This window comes from Polynucleobacter sp. Nonnen-W13 (assembly GCF_018881735.1).
Taxonomy (GTDB): Bacteria; Pseudomonadota; Gammaproteobacteria; order Burkholderiales; family Burkholderiaceae; genus Polynucleobacter.
Genome location: NZ_JACVPU010000002.1, coordinates 321023 through 335252, shown reverse-complemented (window position 1 = coordinate 335252; position 14230 = coordinate 321023). Strand labels below are relative to the sequence as shown.

At 45.3% G+C, this 14230-nt stretch carries 15 protein-coding genes; 14 read left to right on the top strand and 1 reads right to left on the bottom strand.

Features of this window, described 5'->3' with window-relative positions; translation table 11 throughout:
- The first annotated feature begins 28 nt into the window (after nt 1-28).
- The 4 genes from guaA to ICN27_RS06995 all read left to right on the top strand — a co-directional run bounded on the left by guaA (nt 29) and on the right by ICN27_RS06995 (nt 4094).
- A complete protein-coding gene (guaA, locus tag ICN27_RS07010; protein WP_216269480.1) occupies nt 29-1636 on the top strand; it encodes a glutamine-hydrolyzing GMP synthase in 1608 nt (535 codons plus the stop codon).
- 217 nt (nt 1637-1853) lie between these two features.
- Nucleotides 1854-3209, top strand: coding sequence for a site-specific integrase (locus ICN27_RS07005; protein ID WP_216269479.1), 1356 nt, complete (start codon nt 1854-1856; stop codon nt 3207-3209).
- On the top strand, nt 3206-3682 hold the full coding sequence (locus ICN27_RS07000; protein WP_216269478.1) for a hypothetical protein: 477 nt from the start codon (nt 3206-3208) through the stop codon (nt 3680-3682). The genes ICN27_RS07005 and ICN27_RS07000 overlap by 4 nt, the downstream gene beginning before the upstream one ends.
- 91 nt (nt 3683-3773) lie before the next feature.
- The gene (locus ICN27_RS06995) at nt 3774-4094 is read left to right on the top strand and encodes an AlpA family transcriptional regulator (RefSeq protein ID WP_216269477.1); all 321 of its coding nucleotides are present in this window, start codon (nt 3774-3776) and stop codon (nt 4092-4094) included.
- A gap of 946 nt (nt 4095-5040) precedes the next feature.
- On the opposite strand, the gene ICN27_RS06990 is transcribed toward ICN27_RS06995, so the two are convergent.
- On the bottom strand, nt 5041-5280 hold the full coding sequence (locus ICN27_RS06990) for a helix-turn-helix domain-containing protein (protein ID WP_216269476.1): 240 nt from the start codon (nt 5278-5280) through the stop codon (nt 5041-5043).
- An 86-nt stretch (nt 5281-5366) separates the two neighbouring features.
- On the opposite strand from ICN27_RS06990, the gene ICN27_RS06985 reads away from it, so the two are divergent.
- The 10 genes from ICN27_RS06985 (at nt 5367) to queE (ending at nt 14198) form a co-directional block, all read left to right on the top strand.
- Nucleotides 5367-5777: a hypothetical protein gene (locus ICN27_RS06985; protein WP_216269475.1), complete on the top strand. Its 411-nt coding sequence runs from the start codon at nt 5367-5369 to the stop codon at nt 5775-5777.
- Nucleotides 5777-6346, top strand: a complete 570-nt coding sequence (locus ICN27_RS06980) for a hypothetical protein (RefSeq protein ID WP_216269474.1) — start codon at nt 5777-5779, stop codon at nt 6344-6346. The genes ICN27_RS06985 and ICN27_RS06980 overlap by 1 nt, the downstream gene beginning before the upstream one ends.
- A gap of 102 nt (nt 6347-6448) precedes the next feature.
- The gene (locus ICN27_RS06975) at nt 6449-6868 is read left to right on the top strand and encodes a hypothetical protein (protein ID WP_216269473.1); all 420 of its coding nucleotides are present in this window, start codon (nt 6449-6451) and stop codon (nt 6866-6868) included.
- A 20-nt stretch (nt 6869-6888) separates the two neighbouring features.
- The gene (locus ICN27_RS06970) at nt 6889-7125 is read left to right on the top strand and encodes a hypothetical protein (RefSeq protein ID WP_216269472.1); all 237 of its coding nucleotides are present in this window, start codon (nt 6889-6891) and stop codon (nt 7123-7125) included.
- 587 nt (nt 7126-7712) lie between these two features.
- The gene (locus ICN27_RS06965) at nt 7713-9314 is read left to right on the top strand and encodes an FMN-binding glutamate synthase family protein (RefSeq protein ID WP_216269471.1); all 1602 of its coding nucleotides are present in this window, start codon (nt 7713-7715) and stop codon (nt 9312-9314) included.
- 25 nt (nt 9315-9339) lie between these two features.
- Nucleotides 9340-10164, top strand: a complete 825-nt coding sequence (locus ICN27_RS06960; RefSeq protein WP_216269470.1) for a ferritin-like domain-containing protein — start codon at nt 9340-9342, stop codon at nt 10162-10164.
- Entirely contained in the window at nt 10161-12056 is a 1896-nt protein-coding gene (locus ICN27_RS06955) for a radical SAM protein (protein ID WP_216269469.1), read from the top strand. Before ICN27_RS06960 ends, ICN27_RS06955 begins: the two co-directional genes overlap by 4 nt.
- A gap of 57 nt (nt 12057-12113) precedes the next feature.
- Nucleotides 12114-12812, top strand: a complete 699-nt coding sequence (locus ICN27_RS06950) for a hypothetical protein (protein ID WP_216269468.1) — start codon at nt 12114-12116, stop codon at nt 12810-12812.
- On the top strand, nt 12788-13516 hold the full coding sequence (locus ICN27_RS06945) for a hypothetical protein (RefSeq protein ID WP_215307787.1): 729 nt from the start codon (nt 12788-12790) through the stop codon (nt 13514-13516). Before ICN27_RS06950 ends, ICN27_RS06945 begins: the two co-directional genes overlap by 25 nt.
- Nucleotides 13517-13544: 28 nt before the next feature.
- The gene (queE, locus tag ICN27_RS06940) at nt 13545-14198 is read left to right on the top strand and encodes a 7-carboxy-7-deazaguanine synthase (protein WP_216269467.1); all 654 of its coding nucleotides are present in this window, start codon (nt 13545-13547) and stop codon (nt 14196-14198) included.
- Nucleotides 14199-14230: the final 32 nt, after the last annotated feature.

Sequence of the window (14230 nt, the reverse complement as noted above, 5' to 3'; positions counted from 1 at the left end):
AGCAGCTTGAATTTAAGGTAATCCTTTCGTGCACGACAAAATACTGATTCTCGACTTTGGTTCACAAGTTACCCAATTGATTGCCCGACGTGTGCGTGATGCGCGCGTCTATTCTGAGATCCATCCCTACGATTGCGATCCAGAATTTATTCGTAAGTTCATTCAAGAGCAGGGTGGTAAAGGCATCATTCTTTCAGGTGGGCCAAGCTCTGTAACAGAAGACGGTAGTCCTCGTGCACCCCAAATCGTTTTTGAATTAGGCGTTCCCGTTCTAGGTATTTGCTACGGCATGCAAACCATGGCAACCCAATTGGGTGGCGCCGTGGCTTCTGCTGAGTCTTTGGGTAAAGCCCGTGAGTTTGGTTATTCAGAAGTACGTGCCCATGGCCACACTAATTTGTTAAAAGGTATTCAGGACTTTTCTACTAGTGAAGGTTACGGCATTCTGAAGGTATGGATGAGTCATGGTGACTCTGTAACAACAATGCCATCATCTTTTAAGCTCATGGCTTCAACTGACTCCTGCCCTATTGCTGGTATGGCTGATGAAGAGCGTCGTTTTTATGCGTTCCAGTTTCACCCAGAGGTAACCCATACGTTGCAAGGCGAAGCCATCTTAAGTCGCTTTGTGCATGAGATTTGCCAATGCAAACCAGATTGGGTCATGGGCGACTACATTAGTGAAGCGGTTGAGCATATTCGTAAGCAAGTTGGTGACGAAGAGGTGATTCTCGGTTTATCCGGGGGCGTTGACTCTAGTGTGGCAGCAGCTTTAATACATCGCGCCATTGGTGAGCAACTCACTTGTGTGTTTGTTGATCATGGCCTACTTCGTTTGAACGAAGGCGACATGGTGATGGAAATGTTTGCTCGAAACCTTGGCGTTAAGGTAATTCGAGTGGACGCCAAACAAAAGTTTATGTCTGAACTCGCAGGTGTTGCAGATCCTGAGGCCAAGCGCAAGATCATCGGTAAAGAATTCGTAGAGATTTTCCAAACTGAGTCTGGCAAGATTAAAAATGCCAAGTGGCTTGCTCAAGGAACGATTTACCCAGACGTGATTGAGTCTGCTGGTAAGGGTAAGAAGGGCGCGCATACGATTAAGAGTCACCACAATGTGGGTGGTTTGCCTGAAGATATGCACCTCAAGTTGCTTGAGCCATTACGTGAATTGTTTAAAGATGAGGTGCGTGAACTTGGTGTTGCATTAGGTTTGCCTCGCGAGATGGTATATCGCCATCCATTCCCAGGACCTGGTCTTGGTGTGCGTATCTTAGGTGAAGTGAAAGCAGAATTCGCCAGCCTCTTGCAACGTGCTGACGCTATTTTCATTGAAGAGCTGCGTAATACGATTGATGAAGCGAGTCAAAAATCTTGGTATGACCTCACCAGCCAAGCCTTTGCCGTCTTCTTGCCTGTGAAATCAGTGGGTGTCATGGGTGACGGCAGAACCTATGAATACGTTGTTGCGCTTAGAGCAGTCCAAACACAAGACTTCATGACTGCGCACTGGGCTCACTTGCCTCATGATCTACTTGGTAAAGTATCTAATCGCATCATCAATGAAGTGCGCGGCATTAATCGTGTGGTCTACGATATCAGTGGAAAACCGCCGGCAACTATTGAGTGGGAATGACCTAGTATTGTTTTGCATCGTTCAACTACGTACCGCAAAACCGAAATTATTTAGCTGCTTCAATGAGTTAAGTGTCCTGAACGTTCATCTGCGTTCATTGAGCAGTTTATTTGCGTAACGGTATTTCAGTCGGTAAATTTTCGGTGTCTCGAGTCCTGCCCGAGCAATACCGCCAGATGGTCTGACGGTATTAAGGTGGAAACAAAAGGATGCCTAAATGCTGACTGATACTCAACTTAAAACTCTTAAGCCTAGTGCAAAGGTTTATAAAGTTACAGATTCCCAAGGGCTTTATGTAGCCGTTTCCCCTGCAGGTGGAAAGTCCTTCCGATTTGATTACAGGGTCGACGGGAAACGTGAAACCCTAACGATTGGCCGTTATGAAGATGGAATTCCAAGTCGGACGCAAGACGAATTAGTTGGTCTCGACTTCGGCCGTGTGATATCTCTTGCTGATGCACGAGCCTTGCATGATAGAGCTAGACGCATGGTGCAGTCAGGGATGTCGCCCTCAAAAGCCAAGGCAGAAAAGCGAATTCAGAAAGATCAGGCTGACACCTTTGGCGGCTGGGTTGAGAGATATTTCGAATTTAAATCTGATCCGAAGAGCGGGGATGAAATGTTGGCTGACTCAACACTTGAGCTGCGAAAGTCAATCTATCGACGTATTCTTGCACCAGAGTTGGCTAGCTTGCGGCTGCAAGAAATTCGACCGCTGAAGTTAGCAGAACTGTTTAGGAGGGCGAAAGATGAGAGAGGCCCCGGCCCTGCTGTTCATGCGCGTGAACTTGTTCTTCTTGTGTTTCGTTATGCTATTGGACAAGGAGTTGATCTTGTGAGTCCGGTAGAGTCTATTCAACGAAAATCGATTGCAACCTTTAAGGCTCGAGAGAGAAATTTGACTCGATACGAGATTAAAGAGTTTTTCGAAGCGCTTCAAGAGACCGCAACTTCGCCGACATTACGCTTGGCCGTGAAATTCGTCCTGCTGACAGGTGTGAGGAAATCAGAATTTATTTATGCAACATGGAAGGAAGTTAACTGGGAGCGCTCTGTATGGACAATTCCCGCCTTGCGTATGAAGGCGGGTAGAGAGCATAAAGTGTTTCTATCAGAGCAGGCATTGGATATTCTGACCACATTAAAAGCTTGCTTTCCAGCAGCTATTTACTTTCATCCAGGACGCTACGAATTTGATGAATCGATTAGCAACGCAACATTAAACCGAACCATTGATGCAGCAGTGAAGGTTATAAATGACAAACGAAATCCTGAAGATGATGATTTTGAGGCATTCTCTGTTCATGATTTGCGTCGTACGTTTTCCACAAGATTAAATGAAGCATTGTTTCCTGAAGCGCTTGTAGAAGCTTGTCTCGCTCACGTTAAAAAAGATCAAGTGGCTGCAGCTTATAACCACGCCAAGCTCCCTGGTCCTAGAAAGGCTCTTATGCAAGGATGGGCTGACATGATCGATGCATGGTGTAAAGGGGAGAGTGCAAGAGAGATAGTCGCCTTAACCAAATGCAGGATTGATAACGCAGCTCACGATGATGATGGAATAGACCTATGAAAGAGACTCTACTGACCTCACCCCTAACAAACGATCAGATAATCTATCGACAAAAGATGGATAAGCAGGTTAGGAAGGCAGAGACTATTGCATTGGGAATATGGCTCCTTGAGTACCAAGTTGGTGGCGTTAGTCTGGAAAGAATGTCTCGAGAGGTTAAAGCAGCCTTGATCAAAATTGGAGTTTCTGATCGCGCACGCCAGCAGATACTTGGGGAAATGCTTGATCAGGCAACATCTGTGCCTCAACCCAAACGAGGTAAGGGAAGAAAGGGTTACCCCATTTCTTTAAAGAAGACTGCTGCCATCATTGTGGAAATCGTTGCAAAGACAGAGAAGCTTCCAAAAACGCGAAGCGAAACTAAAAAGAAAATTTCCGCTTTTGAGCGAACTAGTGAAATTTTGGCCGAATGTGGATTTGATGTGAAGCCAGAAACTGTTATAGATTGGCACTCCGACTGGCGATCAAATTAAGTGGGGGATATTCAAATATCACCAAATATCTAGAAATCCTCTTGTTATCTAGTATCGATCTCATTCATTAGCCATCAACGGAGATCGAAAAATGCAAGTAACCCAACCCCGTCGTACGATTCGTCGAGCTGCAGTTCTTTCAAAAACAGGCCTATGCCGAACCACCCTATATCAGCTTGAAAAGAAGGGTGAATTTCCAGCCCATTTTCTGTTGACTCCTCGCTGCGCAGTCTGGTTTGAAGATGAGATTGACTCTTGGTTAGAGGTTAGGCGAAAGGCTGTAATTAAAGCGGCTCAATGGCCAAATGTTTTATTGAGGAAAACCGCTCGTGGCCGACCTGCTAATGGAGTAGCTCCGGTTCATAGCCACTCCCCAGCATCGCTTCCCAAGAAATCCAACTCCTACCGTTGAAATACTTAAGGCCAATCAGTATGGGTAGGATTAAAAAAGTTCCAGAAGCATACATCGGACAGATTCTTGCAATTCCACGCAGCGTAAAAAGATCCGAAGCATTCAAAGCTTGCTCCCCACTAGCTAGAGCCTTGCTTATTGAGCTTGCTGACCAGCATAACGGTGGCAACAACGGCCGGCTGCATTTGTCATACGTTTACATGCGAGAACAGGGCTTCAGATCAAAAGATCAAATTGCAAAGGGGCGGGATGAGTTGATAGCCCGTAATTTAATAATTCTTACTAGGCAGGGTGGATTGCCAGTTCGAAACGGAGGGAAAACCACCTTTGGTGGGGCTTCTTGGTTTGCCTTGACCTGGCTCCGCATTAGCAATTTTGTGGGACTCGACTTTAGTCCAAATCAGTATCACCCTGGTGCTTGGTCCAGGCCTTGTCAATTACCGAATAGACCTCAACCAGAGGCCTTGAAGGCTTCTCAAATTAAACGAAGATCGCAGCCTGCGTCACAGGGCAGCTCCGACCCATATTGCGGGGCAGAACAGAGTGGCAATGGCCCGTGTCACGGGTCGTTAGACCCTAAATCTAGTCGGCTGACTGTCCCGTGATGCGGGAACAATGTAATACGCCATTCAATGCTTGTTTTCATGAGCATATGGAATCACTGATAGACGAGCGAACTATGCGTAACGGATTGTGAATGACTAACTTAAGTCATTGTGGCAAAAAAGAAAAAAACAAGCGCAAATCAACATTACCGTCATTTATGCTGACACGGATAGTTTTTTGTTCGTACTGTTTACCCACAATCTTCTACATCTGGATGCTTTATTCGTCGTTACAAGCAGTTTTTTGAAGACTTGTTATGCGAATGCTTAATACTTTACTACACGCATCGCGTGCGCGCGCGAGGCGGAATACTTGAATTTCAAGCCTCTGGACATTGCCTTCAAGATCGCTTGCGAGAATGCTCTCGAATTCGTTCAAACAGTTCGAAGACGGTTATCCCTAAAGAATTACTGATTACCTCGATAGCATTTAGAGAGGGGTTTGCCTGACCAGTTTCAATTCGACTTAAGTAGGTTTGATAGAAGCCGCAGCGTTCTGCAAAGACAACTTGTGACATCCCCGCCTCATTGCGGAGGGTCCTGATGACTTGTCCAAAGCGGATTGATAAGCTAGGTTGCACATGGCTACTATCTACGTTATGCTGTAAATCACATACACACTAATTCGTATAATTATGATGGCCCCCAAATCGAAATTGGACGTTGAATGCGGCATAAATTTATAACGACTATCAGCCTAGCACTTGCAATATTTGTAGGGCTACAAGGCCCGATTTGGGCCTCCGACACTGATGGCAGCCCATCCCCCAACACCCTCACTTATGGCATGGTGAAAAAGAACATCAAAATTGGCCAATCAACCCAAGAGGATGTTGTAAAACTGTTCGGCTCTCCTGACAACATGGTCATGCGCAAGAGCAAAGAAATATGGATATACGACCGATATCGAGTTGAAACAGATACGACTACAGCTAGTGGATACGGAACAATAATTTTGGCTGGTGGCAGCAAGTCAAGCACCACCAGCTCAACGCGAGTTAAGACGATTACCGTAATTATTGATTTCAGTACTTCAGGCGTTGTAGAAGACTTCAGCATGCGTGTAGGGGGATACTAATGAGAGTAGGACTCTTAACCCTATCTCTTGCTCTAACAGTTCTCCTAGGCGGGTGTGTCACTCAATCCCAAATGCAGAATTTAGACGCAATGTGGGATAAAGATAACCAGCAAGTCTTCAAGAAGCTGGGTACACGCGACTTCCAAGGAGTTACCAAGGAACAGGCCATGAGCGCTTTGGCCATAACCTTTCAGAATCTCGACTTAATTACGACAAGCTCTGACTACAGGGCCGGGACAATGACGGCATCAGCCAAGGCACCAAAACCCTTGACGTTTGATGAGTTCAAAATTGTTGAGGAAGTTGAGGCCCCAAGATCAAGGTCTGTAGCTCCATTTATTGGGTGGAACAACCTGGTTTATTTTGAGTCTGTTTTTAATGCCGTTGCACTTGAGACTAAAGGCGGAGTTCAGATCTCAATCCGTGGGAACTTGAAATTCACGGGTAGCACGCTTCAAATAATTCCAGTTACGCAATTTCCCCCCAAAGGCCTTGAAATAGCGTTGAGAAAGTTTTGGGATGAATACGATAAAAACGTATTCGTTCAAAAAAAGACTCTTGCCAATTAAGCATCAATCATTTTGCCAACTCATAAGAAGACTAGTCAATGGCTCAATTGATCTGTACGTTGAATATGAAATCCTTGCGCAGAACTCAAAAGGGTGATTGAGATGGAAAGTCTAGTTATTGGTTTATTTCTTGGCTACTACTGGACTGGGTTTGAGATGGTTGAGTTTCACACCATTTCACATGCTATTGATCGTCCGCAATACGTTAACGGACCAATGTATAAAAAAGCATTCAGCGCAATGCTATGGCCCTTTATAACGCGTCTAAACCAAGAATTTGGGTGGTTTTTTTCTTGCTTTGTAGCTTATTCAGCAGTCTTTACAGCCATTTATTCATTTTCTATAAGCTTTGCTCCTACCTGGGCGATCGTTCTTTCAATTGGTATTCTTCGAAAAGTTCCGTTGACTTCAGTAGTCATAAATGCCCCAAGTGCAATATTAGCTACGCTTGTGTTTTTGCCGCTATCAAAAATATTTGGATGGCAAGTTCCCGAAGCGATGAGTCGCATGAAAAACAAGTAAGTTGATTGGACCAACTGAAGATGACAAGCTCAAATCATGATTACAAGTCTTTTTTAGATCTTCCAGATGAGCAATTCATGCTGGCCATATGCGTAAGGGAGGAAAACCTTAAGGACCCCGCTAGATGGTGCGCTGAAATGAGAGCATTGGCGAAAGCTAGAAAAATTGGGCCAAAGACTTCAGCAGAAGCAGAGGCAATGTTTGAATGGGCAGGCCGATTAGCTATAGAGGCACATGGCGAAAGAAATGATGAGTAACTTTCAAGAAAGATATTGATGCCATCACAACTCGAACTACTACAGGCTGCCGTAACAAGGCTGGAGCCGGAGTTTGGGCCGGACAATCCATTCGTGAAGGGGTTGAAGGAGCAAATCGTTGGGCTAGAGAATCAGAGCAGCAGGCGGGAACAGAGGTTCAACCTGGCTGTGACCCCCTCGCCGAATCGGCGACCGGAGCCGGAGGATGGAGCATAGTTATTTTGGAACTGTCTTTTGAAATACCGTAAAAGCTCTGAATATGCCGTCAAGATACAGTCCTAAATCACTAAAATTTACCGTCATCAAAGCATAAGTAGTCCAATGTGAAGCTAATGTGTTGAGGTTCAATCAACACTGTTTCTACCCGGTTGACTCGACTACAGGTAGGGAAGACGGTAACATTGACGGTATTAGATTTCATGGATACCCGCTATGCCTTTTGTTACACCTGCCTTCCCCACCCAGTTGACAATCGAGTGGGAATAGAATCGCAATCAAGTTATCGCTTCTGTACTTCTTGCTGTAGATTTAAATAGGCATCTATTTTTCAATACTGATTATCAAAATCTTGGGCAGGAGGTCTTCAAATGCATTATTCAAGATATTTTTTTTGGCTTTCAACCGGCATACTTGCCCCCCTTTCTTTTTCTTACAGTCCATATTTAGCTATATTTTTCTTGGGATTATTTTTGATTGGTCTAAAGGATTCAATTCAAAAGCATCATTCAGTATTACGAAATTACCCTTTGATAGGACATTTTCGATTCTTACTTGAATATATCCGCCCCGAAATACGCCAATATTTCTTAGAAGATGATGAGGAAAAAATTCCTTTTTCAAGAAATCAAAGGGCCATGGTTTATAGCCGCTCCAAAAAAGATAACGATAAGCGGGGATTTGGTTCAATCAAGTCAATGTATGGTTCTGAGGGTGAATGGTTGGGACACTCAAATTCCCCATGCCATCCTGACCCAAGTCAGTTTCGTATTCAAGTTGGCGGCCCAAGTTGTCTTCAGCCGTACTCTTTGTCCATATTTAATATTTCTGCGATGAGTTTTGGGTCACTTTCACCAAATGCAATTCGAGCACTTAATAGAGGTGCAAAGCTGGGTGGATTTGCTCACGATACTGGTGAAGGCTCAATCTCTTCATATCATCGCGAGTTCGGTGGCGATATTATTTGGGAAATTGGATCTGGATATTTTGGCTGTCGTACTGCAGATGGTCGATTTTCGGAGGAAAAATTTGCTGCTCAAGTAGTTGATCCGCAAATTAAGATGGTAGAAATTAAGTTGTCGCAGGGCGCTAAGCCTGGTCATGGCGGGGTCCTGCCTGGCGCTAAAGTCACTGCTGAAATTGCTGCTACTAGAGGCGTACCCATCGGTGAGGATTGCATCTCTCCAGCCCATCATGCTGAATTTTCGTCTCCATTGGAGCTCATGAAATTTATTGCGCGCTTACGTAAGTTGAGTGGTGGGAAGCCTGTTGGCTTCAAATTATGTGTAGGCCAGCCCTGGGAGTTCTTTGGTATTGCTAAGGCGATGCTAGAGACAGGCATTAGTCCTGACTTCATAGTGGTCGATGGCAGCGAGGGTGGTACTGGTGCCGCCCCTGTTGAATTTACAGATCATGTGGGGATGCCGCTTCGTGATGGCCTTAGATTGGTACATAACACCTTAGTCGGAATTAATAAACGCAAGGAGATTGCGATCGGGGCCTCGGGAAAAATTATTTCTGGCTATGACATCATTCGGGCCATTGCATTGGGGGCCGATTGGTGCAATTCTGCAAGAGGATTTATGTTCGCATTAGGCTGCATTCAGTCACGAACATGTCATACGGACAAGTGCCCTACAGGTGTTGCAACTCAGGACTTAGGTCGTCAAAGAGCATTGGTAGTTCCTGATAAGGCTGAGCGAGTATTTGCATTCCATCAGAATACTGTTGCATCTTTGGCGGATTTAATTGGCTCTGCAGGTCTCATGCATCCTAATCAAATTACGCCTGATTATCTATTATGCAGAGATGGTTCAGGCAAGATAACCTCATTGGCATCTCAGCTCCCAACCCTAACAGCTGGAGCGCTATTGCCAGGTGCTGATGCTTCTTCGCAAAAAGATGTACCTCAAGAGTATGTTCAGTACTGGGATGGGGCTCAAACTAGTAGATTTGGCTTAGCTCTTCAATAGGCCTTATTAAGTCCGACCCATACCCATGCTTGAGTTACGAGAAACCGCCCTAGCAATACTGGCAAATACTGACCCGCAATCTAAAGTTGCCCAACTATTTGGCTTGTTCAATGATCACTTGACTCAGCGTGTTGCGATCAATCTTTCTGTTAACTTCGATAGTCAGAATCTTCATCTGCCTGGTCGTCCCAATAAGCCAGATTTAGTAGCGCCGAAGTTTGTTCCTAAAAGAAAAATGGATACAGTTGAGGGTAGAGCTATTCTTTGGCACTCTCTTGCGCACATTGAATTTAATGCCATGAATCTCGCTCTAGATGCGATTTGGCGTTTTCCAAATATGCCTAAGACTTACTACGAGGAATGGTTAAAGGTAGCTAAGGAAGAGTCATATCACTTCAGCTTGATCAATACCCATTTACAGTCTTTTGGATTTGGCTATGGTGATTTTCCAGCCCATAATAGTCTGTGGGAGATGGTAGAGAGAACTTCAGATTCAGTTATTGCTCGTATGGCATTAGTTCCCAGAACCATGGAGGCAAGAGGTCTTGATGCAGTTCCAGAGATTCGGGATCGGTTTAAGCAAATTCAAGATGAACGTGCTGTTGAGATTTTGGAAATTATTCTTCATGATGAAATCAGCCATGTGCTCGTTGGCAATCGCTGGTTTAACTTCTTGTGCGCTAATGAGAACTTATCTCCGATTACGACTTATCGAGAATTGGCCGAGAAATACCGTGCACCCACTTTGAGGGGGCCGTTTAATTTTGAAGCGCGTGAGCAGGCTGGCTTTACTGCAGAAGAGTTAGAGTTGCTGGAATCCCTTGGTGATAAGCGGACGCAAGCAGCATGAAAATTCTGAGCCTCATTCCGCCAATGACGCAGCTCAATACGCCGTATCCATCAACTGCTTATCTCACGGGATTTTTACGTTCACGTGGTTTTGAGGCGGTTCAAGAAGATTTAGCTTTGGCCTTGGTTCTTGGTTTCTTTACTCCTCAGGGTTTACTGGAGATTAAAAGCCAAGCCTTGAAGCTCCCTGAAGAAAATCGAAGTGCCAGTGTTAACTTCTTTCTGGATTATTTTGCAGATTACCAAAGCACCATTGCTTTAGCTATTGCATTTTTGCAAGGAAGAGATAGTACGCTTGCCCATCGCATTAATAGTCGTACTTTGCTACCTGAAGGCCCACGCTTTTTATCCTTAGATTCTTATGAGGAAGAAGAGGGTCGGGATTCATTGGCATGGGCCTTTGGTGCGCTAGGTTCCCAGGATCGAGCACGTCATTTGGCTACTCTTTATCTCAACGATTTATCTGACGTTCTACGTGATGCGGTGGACGAGCGCTTTGAATTTGTTCGCTATGCGGAATCCTTGGCAGGTAGCCAGCCTACTTTTACACCGCTGGCAGATGCCTTGACGGCAAGTCCCACATTAATGGATTTGCATTTACAGAATCTAACAAAGTCCTCCATAGAAAAACATCAGCCAACTTTAGTGCTATTGTCGGTACCGTTTCCTGGGGCAATGTACGCTGCACTTCGTATTGCGAAAACCATCAAACAACATCACCCCAGTATCCAAATTGGTCTTGGCGGTGGCTATGTGAATACCGAGTTACGTGAGCTCACCGATCCACGCCTATTTGATTTTGTCGATTACATCACGCTAGATTCTGGTGAGCGACCTTTGCTTGCATTGCTAGAGCATTTAAATGGCAAGCGGTCTTCGGAAAGATTGGTTCGTACATATGTTCGAACTACTGGTAATGAAGTGCGTTACGTCAACTGGCAAGAGCCTGATATACCTTTTGAAGAGGTAGGTACTGCGACGTGGGATGGGCTGCCGCTCAACTCTTATTTATCCTTGTTGGATATGCTCAACCCCATGCATCGCCTCTGGAGTGATGGGCGCTGGAATAAGCTCACTGTTGCACATGGCTGCTATTGGAAAAAATGTAGCTTTTGTGATGTCAGTCTAGATTATATTTCTCGTTATGAAACTGCTTCAGCCAGTCTATTGGTAGATCGTATCGAAGTGATTGTTGCGGAGACCGGTCAAACAGGATTTCATTTTGTAGATGAAGCTGCGCCACCGAAGATCTTAAAAGCACTTGCTGAAGAATTAATTCGGCGCAAGGTGGTAATTTCTTGGTGGGGTAATATTCGTTTCGAAAAAACCTTTACTCCAGAGCTCTCTGAATTATTAGCTCAGAGCGGGTGTATCGCGATGTCTGGTGGCTTGGAAGTGGCTTCTGACAGACTTCTTGATCTGATGAAAAAAGGCGTTTCTGTAGAGCAGGTGGCCCAGGTAACAAAAGGATTTTCAGACGCGGGTATCTTGGTGCATGCTTATCTGATGTATGGTTTCCCAACGCAAACTGTTCAAGAAACTGTTGACTCTCTTGAGTATGTTCGTCAGCTTTTCGAGAATGGCTGTATTCAGAGTGGCTTTTTTCATCGATTTACTTGTACGGTCCATTCCCCAGTAGGTCTTGATCCAGCAGCCTATGGCATCGAACTCGTCCCATTACCGCCTATTAGTTTTGCGAAGAATGATGTTGCCTTTATCGACCCCACAGGTGTAGATCACGATCATCTTGGTATTGGCCTCAAAAAGGCGATATACAACTTTATGCATGGCGTAGGTTTTGAGGAAGAAACCCATCGGTGGTTTGATATGCCTGATATCCCAAAGACCTCGGTGGGGCGCAATAAAATAGCAAAAGCTTTGAAGCATGTATAAACTTTATTTGCTGCATTACTTCTGTAGTTGTTAAGTCTAATTATTTTGGGTAAGAATATGAATTTATCTCGCCGTACTTTCATCGTATCAGCCGCTCTAGCTCCTGTAGCTTGCGGAAGTCTTTCTTATGAGCATGGGATTCCAGTTGCTCAACCAAAACCACTGCCCGTTGTGCGTCCTCCGCAAGTGGGGCAGGAGTGGACCTATATTAAGAAAAATATTTTTGATGGCAAAACGCTAGATGTCATTACTGAGCGTGTTGCTAATATTGGCTCAACTATTGTGATTGACCGGTCTACGGCTGATGGCGCTCGCTTACCCAGTGAAATCCAAACATCATGGGGAATGGTTACTACCGATACGCAGTGGTCACGTTTACTCAACTTCAGTCCTTCCTTGCCGCTTTGGCCAGAGCAACTATCCCCTACCTGGGCTAAGCAGTTCAATACTAAATACAGCATTGCTGGCTATTCAGACTTAAGAATGAATTGGCAAGAATATATGTCCGTTCAGGGCTGGGAAAAAATTACTGTTCCTGCCGGAGAGTTTGTGGCACTACGTTTTCAGACTCTGATTAGTTATGAGAGTGAAGATCCAAACAAGGTTGATTGCATCCGTAAGGAAACGGTTTGGTTTGCTCCCCAGATTGGCCGCTGGGTTGCGCGTGAGGCATCTGGTTCTTATCAAATTCAAGGGCAGATTGGTCCAGTGATTTTAGAGGGTAGTTATCAATGGCAATTAAGCTCTTACAAATAAGTGTCGTACGTAGATTAGTTGTGCTGCTGTCACCAGCATTGCTGGTGGCATGTATTGCGTCTCAGCCCTATCCAGTTTCAACACCCTTACCGCAACCGATCAACCCTCCTCAGGTGAGGTCGCCACAAGTTGGTCAGCAGTGGGTCTATAACGTACGCAATGTGTTTAACCAAGAGCTAGTGGATATCGTTACCGAGAAAGTGGTTTCGGTTGGACCTCAGGTTCGGATTGAGCGCAGTGGACTGAAGGCTGGGCCGCTCCCGGATGAGATCCAGCAACCTTGGGGCTACATTGTTCAAGATCCCCATTGGAATCCTCCTCAACGGTTTTTACAGCCCATCCCTTTGTGGCCTGAGCAACTGGCTCCAGGATGGTCTGGGTTTTATCGTAATCGTTATCAGGTGCTTGCTTATCCAGACAATGATTACTACTGGGGCTTGAATATAAGTGCAGTAGGGTGGGAGGGTGTCAGCACTCCTGCAGGGCAATTTCCGGTCTTGAAGTATCAAAGTGAGGCGCCTTATTTCACTAGCAATGACTTCTCACGAGTGGCTAATTATCGCCAAGAAGACGTCTGGCTTTCGCCAGAAATCGGTCGCTGGGTCATTAGACGAAGCTCTGGACAATACTTATGGGGTGGCATGTCGTGGGCGGGTGCCCTTTGGGAAGATTACTTAGAGTGGGAGCTTGTGTCCTGGAAGTAAGCAAAGCGCTTAAAATCGAGGCATAGCTATGTATACCGTAAAAGAACTCTTTCCAACCCTTCAGGGTGAGGGCGCCCACGCTGGTCGTGCGGCTGTATTTTGCCGATTTTCTGGCTGCAATCTGTGGAGCGGTCGCGAAGAAGATCGTGCTACTGCGGTTTGCCAATTTTGCGATACCGACTTTGTTGGAAGTGATGGCGCTGGTGGCGGAAAGTTTGAAACTGCCTCTCTATTGGCTGATACCATTGAAGAAGTATGGAGCAGTACTTCTGCAGGACCACAGCAACGCTACGTCGTCTTTACGGGTGGCGAGCCTCTACTGCAACTAGATGCTGACTTGATCGATGCTTTGCATACCAAGGGCTTTGCCATTGCCATTGAGACGAATGGAACAATCAAGGTGCCTAAGGGGGTTGATTGGGTATGTGTCAGTCCTAAAGCCGGTTCTGAACTAATTGTGTTGCAGGCTGATGAAATGAAGTTGGTAATACCTCAAGCTGGACACACTTCTATTGAAACCTTATTAGCTCGGTTTGAGAAGATGGATTATCGCAACCGTTTCTTGCAAGCGATGGATGGTCCACATCTCCAAGAAAACCTCGCATTGGCAGTTCGCCTCTGTCAGAAGCGTCCCTTGTGGCGTTTGAGTGTTCAAACTCATAAGATCATTGGTATCCGATAAGAGTCTGATCAAGTAATTTTTAAGTACTTAGA

Excerpts from the sequence above, each read along its gene's own strand:
- ICN27_RS07005 (WP_216269479.1), top strand. The coding sequence starts at position 1,854 with ATGCTGACTGATACTCAACTTAAAACTCTTAAGCCTAGTGCAAAGGTT.
- ICN27_RS07000 (WP_216269478.1), top strand. The coding sequence starts at position 3,206 with ATGAAAGAGACTCTACTGACCTCACCCCTAACAAACGATCAGATAATC.
- ICN27_RS06995 (WP_216269477.1), top strand. The coding sequence starts at position 3,774 with ATGCAAGTAACCCAACCCCGTCGTACGATTCGTCGAGCTGCAGTTCTT.
- ICN27_RS06985 (WP_216269475.1), top strand. The coding sequence starts at position 5,367 with ATGCGGCATAAATTTATAACGACTATCAGCCTAGCACTTGCAATATTT.
- ICN27_RS06980 (WP_216269474.1), top strand. The coding sequence starts at position 5,777 with ATGAGAGTAGGACTCTTAACCCTATCTCTTGCTCTAACAGTTCTCCTA.
- ICN27_RS06975 (WP_216269473.1), top strand. The coding sequence starts at position 6,449 with ATGGAAAGTCTAGTTATTGGTTTATTTCTTGGCTACTACTGGACTGGG.
- ICN27_RS06970 (WP_216269472.1), top strand. The coding sequence starts at position 6,889 with ATGACAAGCTCAAATCATGATTACAAGTCTTTTTTAGATCTTCCAGAT.
- ICN27_RS06965 (WP_216269471.1), top strand. The coding sequence starts at position 7,713 with ATGCATTATTCAAGATATTTTTTTTGGCTTTCAACCGGCATACTTGCC.
- ICN27_RS06960 (WP_216269470.1), top strand. The coding sequence starts at position 9,340 with ATGCTTGAGTTACGAGAAACCGCCCTAGCAATACTGGCAAATACTGAC.
- ICN27_RS06955 (WP_216269469.1), top strand. The coding sequence starts at position 10,161 with ATGAAAATTCTGAGCCTCATTCCGCCAATGACGCAGCTCAATACGCCG.
- ICN27_RS06950 (WP_216269468.1), top strand. The coding sequence starts at position 12,114 with ATGAATTTATCTCGCCGTACTTTCATCGTATCAGCCGCTCTAGCTCCT.
- ICN27_RS06945 (WP_215307787.1), top strand. The coding sequence starts at position 12,788 with ATGGCAATTAAGCTCTTACAAATAAGTGTCGTACGTAGATTAGTTGTG.
- queE (WP_216269467.1), top strand. The coding sequence starts at position 13,545 with ATGTATACCGTAAAAGAACTCTTTCCAACCCTTCAGGGTGAGGGCGCC.